This is a genomic window from Paenarthrobacter sp. NPDC089675, from assembly GCF_044749185.1.
GTDB lineage: Bacteria > Actinomycetota > Actinomycetes > Actinomycetales > Micrococcaceae > Arthrobacter.
The window spans coordinates 65,725-80,993 of the sequence record NZ_JBIVHM010000011.1 but is presented as its reverse complement, the minus strand read 5'-3'; the positions used below and the strand labels follow the sequence as shown (position 1 = coordinate 80,993).

Here is a 15,269-nt window from a genome sequence, read left to right as displayed (position 1 = left end):
ACCAACAGCAGGCGACACCTGACGCTCCAAGGTTCGACAAATGTCGATCCCACAGACACAAAAACCTTGATTTCTCGGGGCTTAACCGTCGGTGCCGCGAGCTGGTCCATGTCGCCTGCCTCACAGCCGGATTTATTCTGGAAGCACAGCCCACGCACCAAACCCGGCCGAAAAAGCCGCTAAAGATGGAGCCCCAAATGATCATTGGCGTCCCCAAGGAAATCAAGAACAACGAGTTCCGCGTAGCCATCACGGCCGCCGGCGTCCACGAGTTCCGCACCCACGGACACACCGTCCTGGTGGAGCGCGGCGCAGGCCTGGGTTCGGGCATCACCGACGAGGAATACTCGATCGCCGGCGCAGAAATCGTCAACGAAGCCGATGACGTCTGGGGCCGCGCTGACATGGTCATGAAGGTCAAGGAGCCCATCGCTGCCGAGTACCACCGCTTCCGCAAGGGCCTGATCCTCTTCACCTACCTGCACCTCGCCGCAGAGCCCGAGCTCACCGCCGAGCTCATCAACTCCGGCGTCACGGCAATCGCCTACGAAACCGTCCAGGAAGGCCGCGCGCTTCCGCTGCTCGCCCCAATGTCGGAGGTCGCAGGCCGCCTGTCCGTGGTGGTCGGCGCGTCCTCGCTCATGGCCCCCGCCGGTGGCAAGGGTGTGCTCCTCGGCGGCGTACCGGGCGTACGCCCCGCAAAAGTCGTTGTCCTCGGAGCCGGCGTTGCGGGAACCAACGCCGCCGCCATGGCGCTGGGCCTCGGTGCCGATGTCACCATCATGGACATCAACATCAACCGGCTGCGCGAACTCGACGCCCTCTACCAGGGCCGCCTGAAGACCGTCGCCTCCAACGCCTACGAGATCGAGAAGTCAGTTGTCGACGCAGATCTCGTGATCGGCTCCGTCCTGATCCCGGGTGCCAAGGCACCCAAGCTGGTCACCAACGAACTCGTGTCTCGAATGAAGCCGGGCTCGGTGCTGGTGGACATCGCAGTGGACCAGGGCGGCTGCTTCGAGGACACCCACCCCACCACGCACCAGGAACCGACATACAAGGTCCACAACTCGATCTTCTACTGCGTTGCCAACATGCCCGGCGCTGTTCCGAACACCTCCACGTACGCACTGACCAACGTCACCCTGCGCTACGCGGTTGCCCTGGCCAACCTCGGCGTCAAGGCGGCCTTCGACCGCGACCCCGCCCTCGCAGCCGGCCTCAACATCGCCGCCGGCCACGTGGCACACCACTCCGTCTCCGAGGCGCACAACCTGCCCCTCGTTGAGGACTGGCACAGCGTGGTTACCGCCTAGCCACCAAGGCAAGGACGACGGCGGGGTGCGGCTTCCACACGAAGCCGCACCCCGCCGTCAGCTTTAACTGTCACTTCGAGGGGTTGCCGGGAGCCTTGGGAACCTCGGGGACCAAGTGAGTGGGTACGGGGACCGGGATGGTTGAGGACCCCAGGCCCGATGGAAGATCCGGGGTGCCGAGGACCGGCGCCGTGATCTCCGGCGCCGGTGCGTTGCCGGGGTTTCCGGGGGCTTTGGATGGCTGCTGGAGTCCTCCGGCAGGCGACTTCACGGATTTTGCGGGGTCGGCCTTTTCGGTGGTGGTGCCTGCGGCCGGCTTGGATTCTCCGGCACCGTCTGTTGATTTGGGGGCGGACGGTGCCGGACCAACGACGTGTCCGGGCGATTGCGCCGGCACGCTCGACTGCTCGTGCGGTACGTGGGCCGGCCCGGGCGCGAAGTTCGAAACCACGGACCCCACTGCGGCACCAAGATGCTGGATAGTGGCGGGGATGCCACCCTCCTGGGCGGCTGCCGCAGTTGCCCCGCCTCCGAGGGCCACGGCTACGGCAAGTCCCGCAATGGCAGCGCGGCGCTTACGACGGCGGGCAGCCAGCTCGTCCTTCACCTGCGGCAGGACGGTGGTAACCGCCGTCGTCGGTCCCGCGGTGGACGCCCCGCCCGCCATGAGGGCACGTACGGCATCGGAGGGCGGGGGCGCGGCCGCGAGCGAACGGAGTTCCAGGAGTTCGTCTCGGACATCTTCGGGCTGCGGGAACCCCGACTCGGACAGGAAACGGTCCACCGCGGTTTCGGCCTGCTGCCGCTGCTTCTGTTCGCTCATGATGTGCCGTTCCTTCGCAATGCTTGCTTCCCCAAGGCCTTCTTTCGCAGCGCATTCAGTGCCCTGCGTTGGAGCTGTTTCACGGCCCCTTGGGACTTCCCCATGATTTCCGCCGTCTCTTCCACGGAGAGGTCCGCCACCACGCGCAGCGCGAGCACCTCGCGGTAATCGTAGGCGAGGTCCTCCATCAGTTCGGTCGCCCCAATGCCCCCCACCGCCTGCTCTTCAGCCGAAGGGGCGCTCCGGCTGTCCAGATCGGCGTCGTACGGGGTCGGTTCGGGAATGCGTTCCCGCCTCCGGTAATGGTCCACCATGCGTGCATGGGCGATCGAGAAGAGCAGCGTCTTGGCGCCTTGGAGTCCACCGTGAAGGGTCTCCAGCTTGGGGTAGAGGGCCAGGAAGACGTCTTGGGTTACGGCTTCCGGGTCGTCCACCCCGCGGGCGCGGAGGTAGCCGAACACCGGACCTGAAAAGTTGTTGTAGGCAGCCGTGAAGAGCAGAGCGGGATCGTCGTGATCCGTCTGCACCTTCTCTTCAACCAAAGGGTTCAGCACCCGCGGATGCCTCCATCCAGCCCAGTGCAGTGACGTCCCCGGGCCCCTGGCGCCACTGCTGCCGACGTTCGTTGCATGGCGGGGGCTCTCGGCCTGAACCAAGAGCCCCCGCCCTTAAACCGTAACCGCCGAGTGTCTAGCGGACGGAATCGAGTGCTGCGCCGGGGGCTGCGGGAACGTGGGTCGGAACCTGCGAAGGCACTGCCGGGACGGCAGGGGTCGCAGGAACGGCCGGTACGTTGGGCGTCGCCGGAACAGCGGGCACAGCCGGTACGGCCGGGAGCTTGGCGTCGACGGACGTTCCGGCGTCGACGTTGGCCGAAGCATTGGCGTCGGCCTTCAGGCCGGCTGCCTTTCCTGCGTCCACAACGGCTGCGCAGTGGGCGTCAACCTTGGTTTCGCCTCCTGCGGCGACAACCAGGGACTTGTAGCCCGGAACCTTGGCGTCGTGGGCCAGGCCACCGTTGAGGAAAGCAGTGCAGAGGCCGAATGCCTCAGGAGTTGCCTTCACGACATCCGCTGCGGCTTCCTTGGCGGTTGCCACCGCGTCGGCTGCCTTCTCCTGCCCGGCCGCCTTGGCGTCCGCGGCGGTGGACTTGGCGGTCGCGACGGCGTCCGATGCTTTGGCGGTCGCGGCGTCAGCGGCGTTGTTGACGCCTGCAGCGGCCTTCTCCGCGGCCGGAGCGGGAGCGCCAACGAGGTTGTGTGCACCCTGCTGAAGGTCGGCGGGCAGGGCACCGTTGAAGGCTGCTACACCGGTTCCGCCGGCCGCAACGGCTCCGGCGGCCAGGACGCCCGCGGCGACTTTGCTGGTGGCGAGAACAGAGAACAAGGACATAAAGACCCTCCGAAAGTTTGGGAGATTGCCCCGGCAACAGATTGTCCGCTGCCGGATGACCACTGTGCGGACGTGGCCCGCACACCCCCTACATCGATTGGCGCCCCGGCGAGGTTACGCCTTTCCCAAAAAATTTTCCGGGGTGCGTATCCACCGGGGAAGTAGTCCCCATCGCGGAGGCGGACGGCCGGGGCTAGGCTCGTGGAAAACGGGCGCCACATCCGCGCCCCGAACTCACTTCAACGCAGGGGGATGCGCTTGTGGCACAAGGTTTGATCGGTGCGGATGTCGAGGACCTCCGCAAGCTGTCGCAATTGATGGACACCGAGGCGGAAAAAATCTCGGGGCTCCAGCGTGAGCTGACAGCATTGATCCGGAACGGACACTACTGGAAGGGCAACGACGCTGAGCGTTTCCGCAGCCAGTGGAACGGCGACCTCGCCAGGCGGCTCGGGGCAGCTGCGGAGTGTTTGAAAGCCAATGCCAAGACCCTGCGGCTTAATGCAACGCAGCAGGAGCTCGCCTCCCGCGGAGATGCCTTCTCTGTCAGCAGCAGTTACTCGGACGTCAAGGGTTTTACCGCGGACCTCGGAAGCGTCGGCCCCTTCAAGGTGGACGCCAAGGGTTCACAGGGCGTCGAAGGCAAGAGTGAAGCCCACGGCTCAGTCGGTCCGGACGGAGTGGAATTCGGTGCCTCCGCAAACGGATCTGCGGGTAGTCGGTTCGTGGTCACCGGAAGCGGCGAATTCGGTCCGGTCAAGACGAGCACCACCAACGAGACCTTCGTTGGTGCCCGAGGCGATGGAAGCGTCAGCGCGCGGGTCCCGTTCGGCTTCAATCCCTTCGATCCCGTGTCCCTCCAGGCCAAGGGTGAAGGCTTCGTGGGCGCCGAAAACATCACCACCACCAAGAGCGACTTCTTTGACGGTTGGGTCAACACCACGTCAACGGCCCGGGCGATGACCGGCGTCGACGTCAGTGCACACGCCAATTCCAACAGCCCGTTCCTCTTCGGCGGAGGCGGTGAAGCCTTCGCCGGGCAGAAGCTGACCGTCGAAAACGAGACGGACGTGGCCGGCGGATTGTTGGGTTTTGGGCAGGGCACGGAAGTACGCGCCGGAGCCTGGGCAAGCGCGGGTGAGGCGGAGGTCTCCAAGAGCAAGGCCGACGGCGTCACCGGTTCCGCTGCGAGCGCGGGGGCCGGTGCAGAGCTGACCCAGTCGCAGTATGTGGAGTTCCTTGGCCAGCGCCTGACCGCTTCGGGAACGGTCGCAGCAGGGGCCGGCGAGGGTTACACCGTCAAGGCCTCGATGGATGAGGACGGGCTCACTCTCGGTATCGGCGCAAAGGTCACTGCCGAGCTCGGTTTGGGCGGCGGCGGAGAAGTCAGGATCAGCCCCTCGGGCTTCAAGGACTCAGTGACCGGCTTTATCGATTTCCTGAAGAACTAGTTCACCACTCTGCAGCCACCACCTAAGGATTTCCATGCCAGCACAACAAGTATTTCCCTCCCCCGGCTTTCCCGCCTTCCCCGCCATCCGGGTGAGCCCCCCCGAAGGTTGGATCCAACGCGTTGTTCCGGACGCCTTGGGTGCTTTGATGGGCCCTGAGCGGGCCGGGGAATACACACCGAATGTTGTCATTTCGGTTTCGCGTCGTACGCCCGGGTACCTGCTGCAGGACATCGCCGGCTCGGTTGATGGATTCCTGGCCACCCTCCCCGATGCCGTGCTCCTGGGCACGGAACCGGCGGCCATCAACGGCAGGGACTGGCACATCCGGGAAGCCCGGTACACCCATCCCGAGGCAGGATCGCTGACCCAGTTCACGGCTGTCACGGTGGTGGACCAGGAAGTCGCGGTGGATGTGGTTCAGTTGACCGGGAGTTGCCGGGCCGGGGAAGGCAGCGAAGACATCAAGGCAATCTATGCCTTGGTTGCCAGCACGGAGATCGCCTAGCCCGCGAGCCTCCTCGCCTGCTCGATCAGCTTGAGCACTTCGACCGACCCGGCCGGATCCACAGGTACCGGGAGCGCGGAGGCCGTGCCGCCGTCGTCGAGCTTTTCCGCAAGGAGGCGGTAAAACTCGGGATAGGCACCGCGTTCGGTGGCCACCGACGTTTTCTGCCCGTCCACTTCCAGGGTTCCGTACTGTCCGGGAGGCTCGACGCCGTACTCCGGGTCCGTTGGCAGCCCGCCTCCCTGGACGAACGGCTCCTGCGGGTCGGTGCCGAATTTCACGAAGCCGCCTTCCGTCCCGAGGATCCGGAAACGCGGGCCATGGAGCTGGCTGTTGAGGTTGAGCGTCACGTGGCTGATGACGCCGGAGTCGTGGCGGAGGGCGATGAAGATATCGTCGTCCGCTGGTTCCTGGGGGCGCCTTGCCGTGATCTCCGCGTACGTGACCTTCGCCGGACCGAAGAACTGGAGGGCCAGGTCAAGGACGTGGGTCCCAAGGTCGAACAGGATTCCGCCGCCATCCTCCGCTGTGGCGCCGGCTTTCCATTCCTTGGCGATGGTCGGCGCCCACCGCTCCATGCCCGATTCGAACCGGGTCACTGTACCGAGCGTTCCGGCGTCGAGCAGCTTCCTGACGGTGAGGGCGTCGCCGTCCCAGCGGCGGTTCTGGTAAACCGTGAGGACGCGGCCTTCCTTTGCGGCCAGGGCGATCAGTTCCTCGCCGTCTGCGCTGTTAACCACGAACGGTTTGTCCACCACGACGTCCAGTCCTGCTTCCAGGGCGGCTTTCGCCAGTGGGAAGTGCGTGGCGGGCGGGGTGCCCAGCACAATGAGGTCCAGCTGGTCCGCGAGGGCCAGGATGTTTTGCGGGGTGTCGACGATTTTCGCTTGCGGATAGCTCTTTTGCGCTTTCCCCCGACGGTCAGAGTCCGAGGTGGCGATGACACTCAGCTCGTAAGCCGGGTTGGCTGCGATAAACGGCGCATGGAAGACGCTGCCGGACAGGCCGAAGCCTGCGACGGCGGTACGGATCGGCGAGGAAGTCATGTGGCAAGGCTACCGATCCTCGATCACATAACACCCCTTTCCCGGCAGTTCCTCTCTCACCCGATGAGAGAGGAACGGGTCCCGGGCCGCGGGAAGTGAGAGAGGAACGGGGACGGGAAAGGCCGGGACCCCTCCGCGTGCCGTGGAACGAACCATCGGCCGCAGGGGAATCCCGGCCCTCTACCGGTCAAGCTTCGAAAGGTGTTAGCCCTTCTTCTTGCCCTTTTCCCAACCGATGGTGGTCCAGTCCGGGACGTTTGAGTTGCTCTTGAACAGGGCCGGTCCGTAGTTGGCCAGGCCCGTGTGGACGAACTGGATCTCCGGGCCGTTCAGGACGGTGCCCATGGAGAAGTACTTGGCCATGTGCTTCTTTTCCACGTCCATGGCAGCCTTGTTCCGCTCGGCGTCGTCGGCGATGGTAGCCAGGCGCTTGATTTCAGCGTCCAGCTCAGCGTCGCCCAGACCGTTCTCGTTGGTGGTGGAATCGTAGAACTGCTTCACGCCGTCAGTGGCATCCGAACCAACGGTGTAACCGGAAATGGTGACATCGAAGTCGCGGGTACCAATAACCTTGCCGAAGTCGGCGTCGCCGCGCTGGTCAATGGTCACGTCCATACCGGCAGCCTGGAGCTGCTTCTGCAGGGTCTGCGAGGTGGCAGCGGTAGTGGGGTCATCGCCGAAGTTGGTGATCTTGAAAGCAACAGGAACACCGTCCTTCGCCATGATGCCCTTGTCGTTGGCCGTGTAGCCGGCATCGGTCAGGACCTTCTTGGCAGCGTCGGCGCCGGTGTCCTTCACGGGGTAGTTGTCCTGGTAGTACGGGGAGAACGGCATGAGCATCATGGAGCCCGAGCTCTCTTCCGACCAGTTCAAGCCGTTGAAGCGGACGTCGCGGATGGCTTTGCGGTCGACGGCGGTGAAGATCGCCTTGCGCACGGCCACGTCCGTCAGCGCGGGCTTCTTGGCGTTGAGGTTCAGGCCGCCTGCAAAGAGGCGCTGGCCGCGGCGGACGTCGGAGTCCTTGGTGCCTTCGAGCTGCTTGTAGCGGCCCAGGGTACGGCCGCTGGTGGCGTCGATTTCGCCGTTCTTGAAAGCTGCGATAGTTGCGCTCGGTTCCATCTGGCGCCAGATGATCTTGTCCAGGACCGGCTTCTGGCCCCACCACTTGTCATTGGGAACCATGGTGACGGTCTTCGCCGTCGAGTCGTACTTCTCCACCTTGAACGGGCCGGCCATCCACTCCGGGTGCATCTCTCCGGCGAAGCCCTTGTTGAAGATGTCGGCGGTGTTGATCGCGGGGTGGATCAGGCCGAAGAACAGGCTTTCCAAGGGGTAGACAGGCTGCGTGGTGGTGACGATGACTTCCTTGTCGTTGGCACCAGCCTTGACGGAATCAACGAAGGCGTAGGCGCCTGCGGTGACGATGTCGATGGACTTGTCCTCGCCTTTGAGCATGTTCCATGTGTTCTGGAAGGTCTTGACGTCGATCGGCGTACCGTCGTTCCAGGTCGCCTTGTCATTGACCTTGATGGTGATGGTCTGCTTGCCGTCCTTGACTTCGCTCTTGACGTCCTCGCAGAAGTCCTTGTTGGGCGAAGCCTTGCCGTCGAAGTCCAGCTTCCAGCAACCACCGATGCCGCCGCTGCTCATGCCTACCGGATTTACGGGAGTCAGCAGCGCGGACGTGTCTGCGCTGTTGCCCACATTGGAGTTGTTGTTGAAATCCGGGCCAATGCTGCCTGTGGCCAGGGTGACCGTGCCGCCCTGTTCAAGGTCCTTGGTTTCCTTGGCGTTGACGCTGATCAGCTTGCTGATGTCACCGCCTGCCTCTTCGGCCTTCTGGGAGGCCGGACCCGACGGCGTTCCCCCGCCGCAAGCGGTCAGCATCAGCGCTGCTGCCAGTGCTACGCCGCCGATCGTCGTGTACTTCTTCATGGTTTGCCCTTCATGTTTTTACGACTTGGATTGCGAGTTGAATATTGGGTTTCACGTTCGGTTGAGTCATTTGTTGTCAGGCATGCACCACCAGCATGTCGGCATCAATTTCTCCGTCCGGGAAGAAGCATGCGAATTCCTGTTGCCCTTCCGAAGCCAGGGGCGGCTCCAGATTAAGGCACTTCTCCTGTTTGGCAGGTGGCAGCGCGGCGAAGACGGGGCAACGAGTCGCGAAGTTACAGCCCTTGGGGGCGTCCAGCGGGCTGGGGAGGTCTCCCTGCAGGATGATGCGCTCGCGGGTACGTTCCGCTTCAGGGTCCGGGACGGGGATCGCGGACAGCAGTGCGCGGGTGTAGGGGTGGCGGGGGTTATCGAAAACGTCGTCCACTTGCCCGGTTTCCACGATCTTCCCCAGGTACATCACAGCAACCCTGTTGGAGATGTGGCGCACCACGGACAGATCGTGAGCCACCATGAGGTAGCTCAGTCCGAGTTCGGCCCGCAGTTGGTCCAACAGGTTGATGACCCCGGCCTGGACGGAGACGTCCAGCGCAGAGACGGGCTCGTCCAGGACCACCAGTTTGGGGTTGACCGCGAGCGCCCGGGCGATGCCGATGCGCTGGCGCTGGCCTCCGGAGAATTGGTTGGGGAAACGGTTGACGTGGTCCGGTTGCAGCCCCACCAGCCGCATGAGTTCCATGATGCGTTTCCGGACGGCGGCCTTGGGCATGCCGAGGTTCTCCAACGGCTCGGCCAGAACCTCGTAGACGGTGAACCGCGGGTCCAGGGCACCCGTGGGGTCCTGGAAGACCATCTGCATTTCCTTGCGCATGGCCATCTTGGTTTTGTTGTCCGTGGCTGCTTTGTTGCTGACGCCTCCGATGACCACCTCGCCCACCTGCTCCGGGTGGAATTCCATGATCTCCAGGAGCGTGGTGGTCTTGCCGCAGCCGGACTCGCCGACGATCGAGAGGCATTCGCCCTCGCGGATATCGAAGCTCACTCCGTCCACGGCTTTGACCGTGCCAATACGCCGTTTGATCAGGGCACCCTTGAGCAGGGGGAAGTGCTTCTTCACGTCCTTCAGTTCCAAGACCTTTTCGCGCTCGAGGCGGGGCACGCTGTCGAATTTTGACACCGGAACCGGCGGCGCTTGGAAGATCCGGTGCGCGTCGGCGTCGCCGGCCAGCTCTTCCGACTTGATGCAGGCCGCGCGGTGTTCGTCCGAGCCGGCGACCTTCCAGAGGTCCGGCTCGCCTTCAAGGCAGGCTTCGCTGGCCAGCGGGCAGCGCGGCGCGAACGAACAACCCGTTACCGGCAGCGTGAGGTTGGGAGGGGTGCCTTCGATGGGGACCAGGGACTGCTTTTCGGAGCTGTCCACACGGGGGACTGCGCCCAGGAGGCCCAAGGTATAGGGCATCCGGGGGTTGTAGTAGATGTCCTCCACGGTGCCGGTTTCCACCGGTTTGCCGGCGTACATCACCATGATGTCGTCGGCCATGCCCGCTACCACGCCAAGGTCGTGGGTGATCATGACGACGGCGGCACCGGTCTCCTCCTGCGCAGTGTGGAGGACCTCCAGTACCTGGGCCTGGATGGTGACGTCCAACGCCGTCGTGGGCTCATCGGCGATGAGCACCCGCGGATCGTTGGCGATCGCGATGGCGATCATGACGCGCTGACGCATGCCACCTGAGAATTCGTGCGGGAAGGCTTTCAGCCGGTCCTTGGGACTCGGAATGCCCACCATCCGCAAAAGTTCGACGGCGCGGGCTTCTTTGGCCTGCTTGCTCATGGTGGGGTTGTGCACCGTGAGGGCTTCGATGATCTGGTTACCAACCGTGTAAACCGGGGTCAGTGAGGACAGCGGGTCCTGGAAGACCATCGCGATATCGTTGCCGCGGTGCTTGCACATGGCCTTGTCGCTCAGGCCCAGGAGTTCCTTGCCCTTGAACCGGACGGAGCCGGTGATGTCCGCGGTTTCCGGCAGGAGGCCCAGGATTGCCATGGACGTAACTGACTTGCCGGAGCCGGACTCGCCCACGATGCCCAGCGTCTTTCCCGGCATGAGATCGAAATCCACTCCGCGGACGGCGTGGACCACGCCGTTCTCGGAGTTGAAGCGGACGTTGAGGTCGCGGACGCTGAGCACGGCATCACCGGCTGCGTAAAGGCCGGCGTCGCGGAGTCGTTCGGCCGGGTTCCGGGAGGTGTTGGTGCTCATTTGACGATCTTCTTTGCGGTCTTGGTCTTTGCCCGGCCTATGGAGCTGGAGCTGGGGTCGAAGGCGTCGCGGAGGCCATCGTTCATCATGGCCAGGGAGCCCGTCAGCAGGAACATGACAATCAGCGGAACCCAGAACATCCACGGGAAGGAGGACACCTGGCCGGTCGCCTGGCCTATCAGGACACCGAGGCTCACGTCAGGGAGCTTGATGCCGATGCCGATGAAGGAGAAGGCAACCTCGGCCAGCACCGCACCGGTGATGCCGCGCGTGAAGTCCAGGACCAGGAGCGAGCCGATGTTGGGTACCAGGTGCCGCCACACGATCCTTCGGGAAGGGACACCCATGTATTTGGCGGCTTTTACGTAGTCGCGCTGCATCAAAGACATGGACAGCGAGCGCACCAGGCGGGCCGTGCCCATCCAGCTGAAGAAGAGCAGGACGATGACCAGGAGCAGCCAACTGGGCAGGTTCCGGAGTCCGGCATTGCCGCTCGTTGCGACGGCGACCACCAGGATGGCCGGCATCATGATGAGGGCTTCGAGGATGAACAGCATGGTGGCATCGACCTTGCCGCCGAAGAACGCCATGGTGCAGCCGTAGACCGCCGAAATCAGGACTGACAGGCCGCCGACGATCAGGCCGATGAAGATCGAGGTCCGGGTACCGTCCACGATCAGCGCCATGAGGTCGATACCGGCCTGGGTGGTGCCGAAGAAGTGGTCGGGCGAAGGGCCCATTCCGATGTTGAGGGGATCGATCGTGTCCTTGTCCCACGGCGTCAGGAAACCGCCCAGCAGGGAGAACAGGAACAGTGCAAGGAAGATGAACAGGCCGGCGACGGCGGTCCGGTTCCGCATGAAGCGCCGGAAGATGATGCGGGACTTGCCGATGACGACGTCCTGGTCGGAAACCCGGGATTCGTCAATTTCCGCGATGGGATCAATGATGTTCGTCATTACTGGACCCTCACTCGCGGATCGACCAGTGTGGTAGCGAAATCGGCAAGAATAGCGCCGATCGCGAAGATCACCGAACCGTAGGCCAGGGTGGCGGTGGCGACGTTGACGTCCTGGAGGCCGATTGCCTGGATGCTCCACAACCCGATGCCGGGCCATGCGAAGATCGCCTCGGCGAAGAAGCCGCCCGTGAAGATTGCCGGGATGGTGAAGGCAATGCTTTGGGCTACCGGAATGAAGGACACCCTCAAGGCGTGCTTGCGGATGGCTTGGTTGCGGCTGAGCCCCTTGGCCCGGGCTGTCCGCACGAAGTCCGCGTTGACATTGTCCAGCAAGTATTGGCGTTGGGCGATCTGGTAGCCCGCCCAACCGAAGATGGTCATGGCGAAGGTGGGCACGGCGTAGTGGGCCACAAGGTCGACGAACGCCGGCCAGCCCGGGTCGATTCCCGGCGTCGAGATTCCGGTCACGAAGAAGATGCGCTCCCCCACGGCTTCGTTGACGCCGATGGCGCCCAACTGGACCAGGAAGTAGGCGATCGGTGCCGGGAGAATGTGGACCAAATAGCTATATGACGTGATGACCCGGTCCGGGAACTTGTACTGCCGGGCTGCCGAGTACACGCCCAGGGCGACTCCGATGATCAGCGTCAGGATGATGGAGGCGATGAAAAGCCGGGTGGAGACCATCACGCGGTCGGCGAACTCGGCGTTCACGTACGCCCCGTTGGGGCTGCGGCCCCAATCCCAGCGGGTGAGGATCCCCCCGAGCCACTCGATATAGCGCTGCCAAGGATTCGCGTTGGGGTCCAGGCCGAGCCCCTTGAAGGACGCTGCCACTTGTTCGGGGGTGGGCCGCGGGATCTTCTCTTGTTCCAGCAGTGCCGGTTTGAGCGTTGAGACTGCCAGGAAGTATCCCGCACTCGTGGTCAGGAAGATCATGATCAGGTAGATCCCCGACCGCTTCAACAGGTATTTCAGCATGTGGGGCGGCTGCCCTTGATCGTGGCAAAGCTCAAAGCTGGTCCTTCCGCGGGTACCGGCGGTGGCCGGTGTCAGCTACGAATTGGCGCAGGGATGATGTACCCCCAAGCCCCTTCAGTGAACACCGGCCGTCGTATGGCGTGGGTCACATTCAAGAGGAAACTACCACAATAACTGCTTCACATATCGCTTCACAGGGTCCAGTTTCGCCCCTGCGGCCACATTGTTATGTACAGACTGCGTCACGAAACGGCAGGTTACGCCACTAGGTTCTTTTCTGCGCGTCTTATGAAAGGGAGCTTGCCCGGTGTCAACGGAGTGTTTTGGCGCGTCACTTCGCCAAGCGGGAGACCAGCTCAGCCCAGGATTCAGTGAGCCGCTTGGGCGAGATTCCGTGGACACGCACGTCGTTGACAATCCGCTCCGGATCCAGCGCGGAGATCAAGGTCATGGCCATCACCCAGGGATCGGGGACGCCCGCATCGCGCAGCAGGACCTCGATGTGCCGGTGCGCCAGGACGGTGGCCGGCACCTCAAAGCGGTTCCGGGTTGACGCACCTGCGGCCTTCCAGAGGTCCCCGTACTCCAGGACAAAGTAGATGCGGCCCTCGCCGAAAGCCACAAGCCGGTCCACTGGCGGGGCGCCCGGGCCCAGCGGCGGAGGTCCGAACATGAAGCCGCGTTGGAACTCGGATTCGGAGTCGCTGAGCAGGGTCATCATGAGACCCGCCCGACTGCCGAAACGGCGGAAGACCGTTCCCTTGCCCACCTTCGCTTTGCAGGCGAGGGCGTCCATGGTCAGCGCCTCGGCGCCGAATTCGTCCACGAGCTCGCGGGCGGCGCACAGGAGCCGCTCGCGGTTGCGGGCAGCATCGCTGCGCTCGTGGGGCGCTCCGAGCGGCACGTCCGGGCGCATTGGGATGAAGCTCACAAGAAACATTCTAGACCCGGGAAATAGAAAGCGGACCGTGGTCCGTTTAGTATCGGTGAAGGCTCAAGAACCCAACAAGGAGACCACAATGTCCAAGAGCACCGTCCTCACCCTCGTCGGCAGCCTCCGCGCCGATTCCCACAACAAGAAGCTCGCCGAAGCCATCCAGCTGAACGCGCCGGAAAACGTGGACGTCCAGATCCACGGCTCCCTGGGCAACATCCCGTTCTACAACGAAGACATCGACGTCGAAGGCCAGGTTCCCGCCGAAGCCGCCGCCCTCCGCGAAGCTGCGTCCCAGGCCGACGCCATCCTCCTGGTCACCCCGGAGCACAACGGCACCGTTCCGGCGTCGCTGAAGAACGCCATCGACTGGCTGTCCCGCCCGTTCGGCGCCGGCGCCCTCGCGGGCAAGCCGACCGCCGTCGTCGGAACCGCTTTTGGCCAGTACGGTGGCGTGTGGGCCCAGGACGAGGCACGCAAGGCCGTGGGCATCGCCGGCGCAAAGGTCCTCGAGGACGTCAAGCTTGCTGTTCCGGGTTCCATGATCCGCTTTGCCGAACTGCACCCGAAGGACGACGCCGAAGTTGTTGAGCAGATCAAGGGCATCTTCGAGCCCCTGACGGCCATCCAGGACGAAGAAGAAGCTGCAGCATAAGGCTCCCCTCTTTCTTGCCCCCGTTCCGCCTGTTTGCCCCAGCGCGGAACGGGGGCATTTTTCTTGGTCCGGCGGAGTGTGACCAAGTCTTGTCCGAACCGACATCCAAGCGGCATGTTGCTCCCGACGCCCGCGGCCTACCGTTTAAGGACAGGTAAACGGACAGGAGCGTGGGGCTGCCGTGCGTGCCGGGCGGGGAATGCAGAGTACGACGGCGATCGCGGCTGCCTGCCTCGTGTTCGGTTGCTGGGTGGTCGGTTGTACGGCGCCGTCTTCACCCCCGCCTGACGGAGCAGCCTCACCGGGCGCTGCCGTTTCAACCGATACTGCTTCGCCGCCTCCCGGCAGTGTGCCCTCCCTTTCCGGTCCAGCCGCTTTCCCGACGTTCCCAACCCCTGCCGCCGGTTCGTCCACGGCCGCTGGACAGGCCTCGGAAGGGGCCTCGGGTGATACCGCGGCAACCCCGCGAACGACCAGCGGTTCGTCCACAGTTTCAGGCCCGGCTCCCGGAACTGCGAGCGGAACCCCAACCCAAGGCGCCGTGGCCACCACGGGACCCGCCGTCGGCCCTTCAACCGAGCCTCCCGCGTCGCCGGGCCCTGCCGCCCGCGCCGCCAAAGCCCAGCTTCAGCCCGGCTCCGGCCCGGCGGTCTACTACGTAGCCATCAACGACGGCGGCTCCCGCGGCGTGCGTTTCGGGTGCAACGACAGTCTTGTGGCCGTTCCAGGGGCCGCTTCACCCGGAGATGCGTTGACCGTGGCACTTGGGCGGCTGTTGGGTGCGGGCATGCCGCTGGACAACGACGCCGCGCTTTACGACTCCTTGGCGGCATCATCGCTTCGCTTCGTGTCCGGGTATGTCAACGGATCCACGGCAGTGGTCAACCTCAGCGGCTCCTTGCGGCCAGGCGGCGTCTGTGACATCCCCAGGATCGAAGCGCAGCTTACGCACACAGTCGTGGCGGCCAGCGGCGCATCCCGGGCCGAAATCTACGTCAACGGAATGCCCTTGGAGGTTGCGCTGAGCCTGCGGTAGTTGGGGT

The 15,269-nt window shown here is 64.1% G+C and carries 14 protein-coding genes; 5 read left to right on the top strand and 9 right to left on the bottom strand.

All coding sequences use genetic code 11. The features are described 5' to 3' along the window. Nucleotides 1–197 precede the first annotated feature (197 nt). Nucleotides 198–1,316: an alanine dehydrogenase gene (ald, locus tag ACIPY2_RS19460; RefSeq protein WP_400268041.1), complete on the top strand. Its 1,119-nt coding sequence runs from the start codon at nt 198–200 to the stop codon at nt 1,314–1,316. Between the two features lie 70 nt (nt 1,317–1,386). On the opposite strand, the gene ACIPY2_RS19455 is transcribed toward ald, so the two are convergent. The 3 genes from ACIPY2_RS19455 to ACIPY2_RS19445 all read right to left on the bottom strand — a co-directional run bounded on the left by ACIPY2_RS19455 (nt 1,387) and on the right by ACIPY2_RS19445 (nt 3,531). Then, on the bottom strand, nt 1,387–2,139 hold the full coding sequence (locus tag ACIPY2_RS19455; protein ID WP_400268040.1) for a hypothetical protein: 753 nt from the start codon (nt 2,137–2,139) through the stop codon (nt 1,387–1,389). After that, the gene (locus ACIPY2_RS19450) at nt 2,136–2,693 is read right to left on the bottom strand and encodes an RNA polymerase sigma factor (RefSeq protein ID WP_400268039.1); all 558 of its coding nucleotides are present in this window, start codon (nt 2,691–2,693) and stop codon (nt 2,136–2,138) included. Before ACIPY2_RS19450 ends, ACIPY2_RS19455 begins: the two co-directional genes overlap by 4 nt. A 136-nt stretch (nt 2,694–2,829) precedes the next feature. After that, complete coding sequence (locus ACIPY2_RS19445; protein ID WP_400268038.1) at nt 2,830–3,531, bottom strand: hypothetical protein; 702 nt, start codon at nt 3,529–3,531, stop codon at nt 2,830–2,832. A gap of 260 nt (nt 3,532–3,791) precedes the next feature. Between ACIPY2_RS19445 and ACIPY2_RS19440 the strand changes: the two genes are divergently transcribed. After that, the gene (locus tag ACIPY2_RS19440) at nt 3,792–4,982 is read left to right on the top strand and encodes a WXG100 family type VII secretion target (RefSeq protein WP_400268037.1); all 1,191 of its coding nucleotides are present in this window, start codon (nt 3,792–3,794) and stop codon (nt 4,980–4,982) included. Nucleotides 4,983–5,016: 34 nt separating this feature from the next. Next, nucleotides 5,017–5,490 carry a hypothetical protein gene (locus ACIPY2_RS19435; RefSeq protein WP_400268036.1) on the top strand — a complete coding sequence of 158 codons (474 nt, stop codon included), beginning with the start codon at nt 5,017–5,019 and terminating at the stop codon, nt 5,488–5,490. Here ACIPY2_RS19435 and ACIPY2_RS19430 read toward each other — a convergent pair. The 6 genes from ACIPY2_RS19430 to ACIPY2_RS19405 form a co-directional block, all read right to left on the bottom strand. After that, nucleotides 5,487–6,536, bottom strand: coding sequence for a Gfo/Idh/MocA family oxidoreductase (locus ACIPY2_RS19430; protein ID WP_400268035.1), 1,050 nt, complete (start codon nt 6,534–6,536; stop codon nt 5,487–5,489). The two genes, ACIPY2_RS19435 and ACIPY2_RS19430, sit on opposite strands and share 4 nt — an antisense overlap. A 204-nt stretch (nt 6,537–6,740) precedes the next feature. Then, nucleotides 6,741–8,471, bottom strand: coding sequence for an ABC transporter family substrate-binding protein (locus ACIPY2_RS19425; RefSeq protein WP_400268034.1), 1,731 nt, complete (start codon nt 8,469–8,471; stop codon nt 6,741–6,743). Between the two features lie 76 nt (nt 8,472–8,547). After that, a complete protein-coding gene (locus ACIPY2_RS19420; RefSeq protein ID WP_400268033.1) occupies nt 8,548–10,695 on the bottom strand; it encodes a dipeptide ABC transporter ATP-binding protein in 2,148 nt (715 codons plus the stop codon). Next, on the bottom strand, nt 10,692–11,654 hold the full coding sequence (locus ACIPY2_RS19415) for an ABC transporter permease (RefSeq protein ID WP_400268032.1): 963 nt from the start codon (nt 11,652–11,654) through the stop codon (nt 10,692–10,694). The genes ACIPY2_RS19420 and ACIPY2_RS19415 overlap by 4 nt, the downstream gene beginning before the upstream one ends. Continuing rightward, nucleotides 11,654–12,637 (bottom strand): ABC transporter permease, encoded by a 984-nt coding sequence (locus tag ACIPY2_RS19410; protein ID WP_400268031.1) that lies wholly within the window; start codon nt 12,635–12,637, stop codon nt 11,654–11,656. Before ACIPY2_RS19410 ends, ACIPY2_RS19415 begins: the two co-directional genes overlap by 1 nt. Before the next feature lie 331 nt (nt 12,638–12,968). Beyond that, entirely contained in the window at nt 12,969–13,568 is a 600-nt protein-coding gene (locus ACIPY2_RS19405; protein WP_400268030.1) for a TetR/AcrR family transcriptional regulator, read from the bottom strand. Nucleotides 13,569–13,656: 88 nt separating this feature from the next. On the opposite strand from ACIPY2_RS19405, the gene ACIPY2_RS19400 reads away from it, so the two are divergent. Both ACIPY2_RS19400 and ACIPY2_RS19395 read left to right on the top strand, forming a co-directional pair. Further along, nucleotides 13,657–14,226, top strand: coding sequence for an NAD(P)H-dependent oxidoreductase (locus ACIPY2_RS19400; RefSeq protein WP_400268029.1), 570 nt, complete (start codon nt 13,657–13,659; stop codon nt 14,224–14,226). A gap of 541 nt (nt 14,227–14,767) precedes the next feature. Next, nucleotides 14,768–15,262, top strand: coding sequence for a GerMN domain-containing protein (locus ACIPY2_RS19395; RefSeq protein WP_400268028.1), 495 nt, complete (start codon nt 14,768–14,770; stop codon nt 15,260–15,262). Nucleotides 15,263–15,269: the final 7 nt, after the last annotated feature.

Coding starts and splice junctions, on each gene's coding strand:
- ACIPY2_RS19425 (WP_400268034.1), bottom strand. CDS start 8,471: ATGAAGAAGTACACGACGATCGGCGGCGTAGCACTGGCAGCAGCGCTG.
- ald (WP_400268041.1), top strand. CDS start 198: ATGATCATTGGCGTCCCCAAGGAAATCAAGAACAACGAGTTCCGCGTA.
- ACIPY2_RS19445 (WP_400268038.1), bottom strand. CDS start 3,531: ATGTCCTTGTTCTCTGTTCTCGCCACCAGCAAAGTCGCCGCGGGCGTC.
- ACIPY2_RS19430 (WP_400268035.1), bottom strand. CDS start 6,536: ATGACTTCCTCGCCGATCCGTACCGCCGTCGCAGGCTTCGGCCTGTCC.
- ACIPY2_RS19455 (WP_400268040.1), bottom strand. CDS start 2,139: ATGAGCGAACAGAAGCAGCGGCAGCAGGCCGAAACCGCGGTGGACCGT.
- ACIPY2_RS19435 (WP_400268036.1), top strand. CDS start 5,017: ATGCCAGCACAACAAGTATTTCCCTCCCCCGGCTTTCCCGCCTTCCCC.
- ACIPY2_RS19420 (WP_400268033.1), bottom strand. CDS start 10,695: ATGAGCACCAACACCTCCCGGAACCCGGCCGAACGACTCCGCGACGCC.
- ACIPY2_RS19400 (WP_400268029.1), top strand. CDS start 13,657: ATGTCCAAGAGCACCGTCCTCACCCTCGTCGGCAGCCTCCGCGCCGAT.
- ACIPY2_RS19410 (WP_400268031.1), bottom strand. CDS start 12,637: ATGCTGAAATACCTGTTGAAGCGGTCGGGGATCTACCTGATCATGATC.
- ACIPY2_RS19415 (WP_400268032.1), bottom strand. CDS start 11,654: ATGACGAACATCATTGATCCCATCGCGGAAATTGACGAATCCCGGGTT.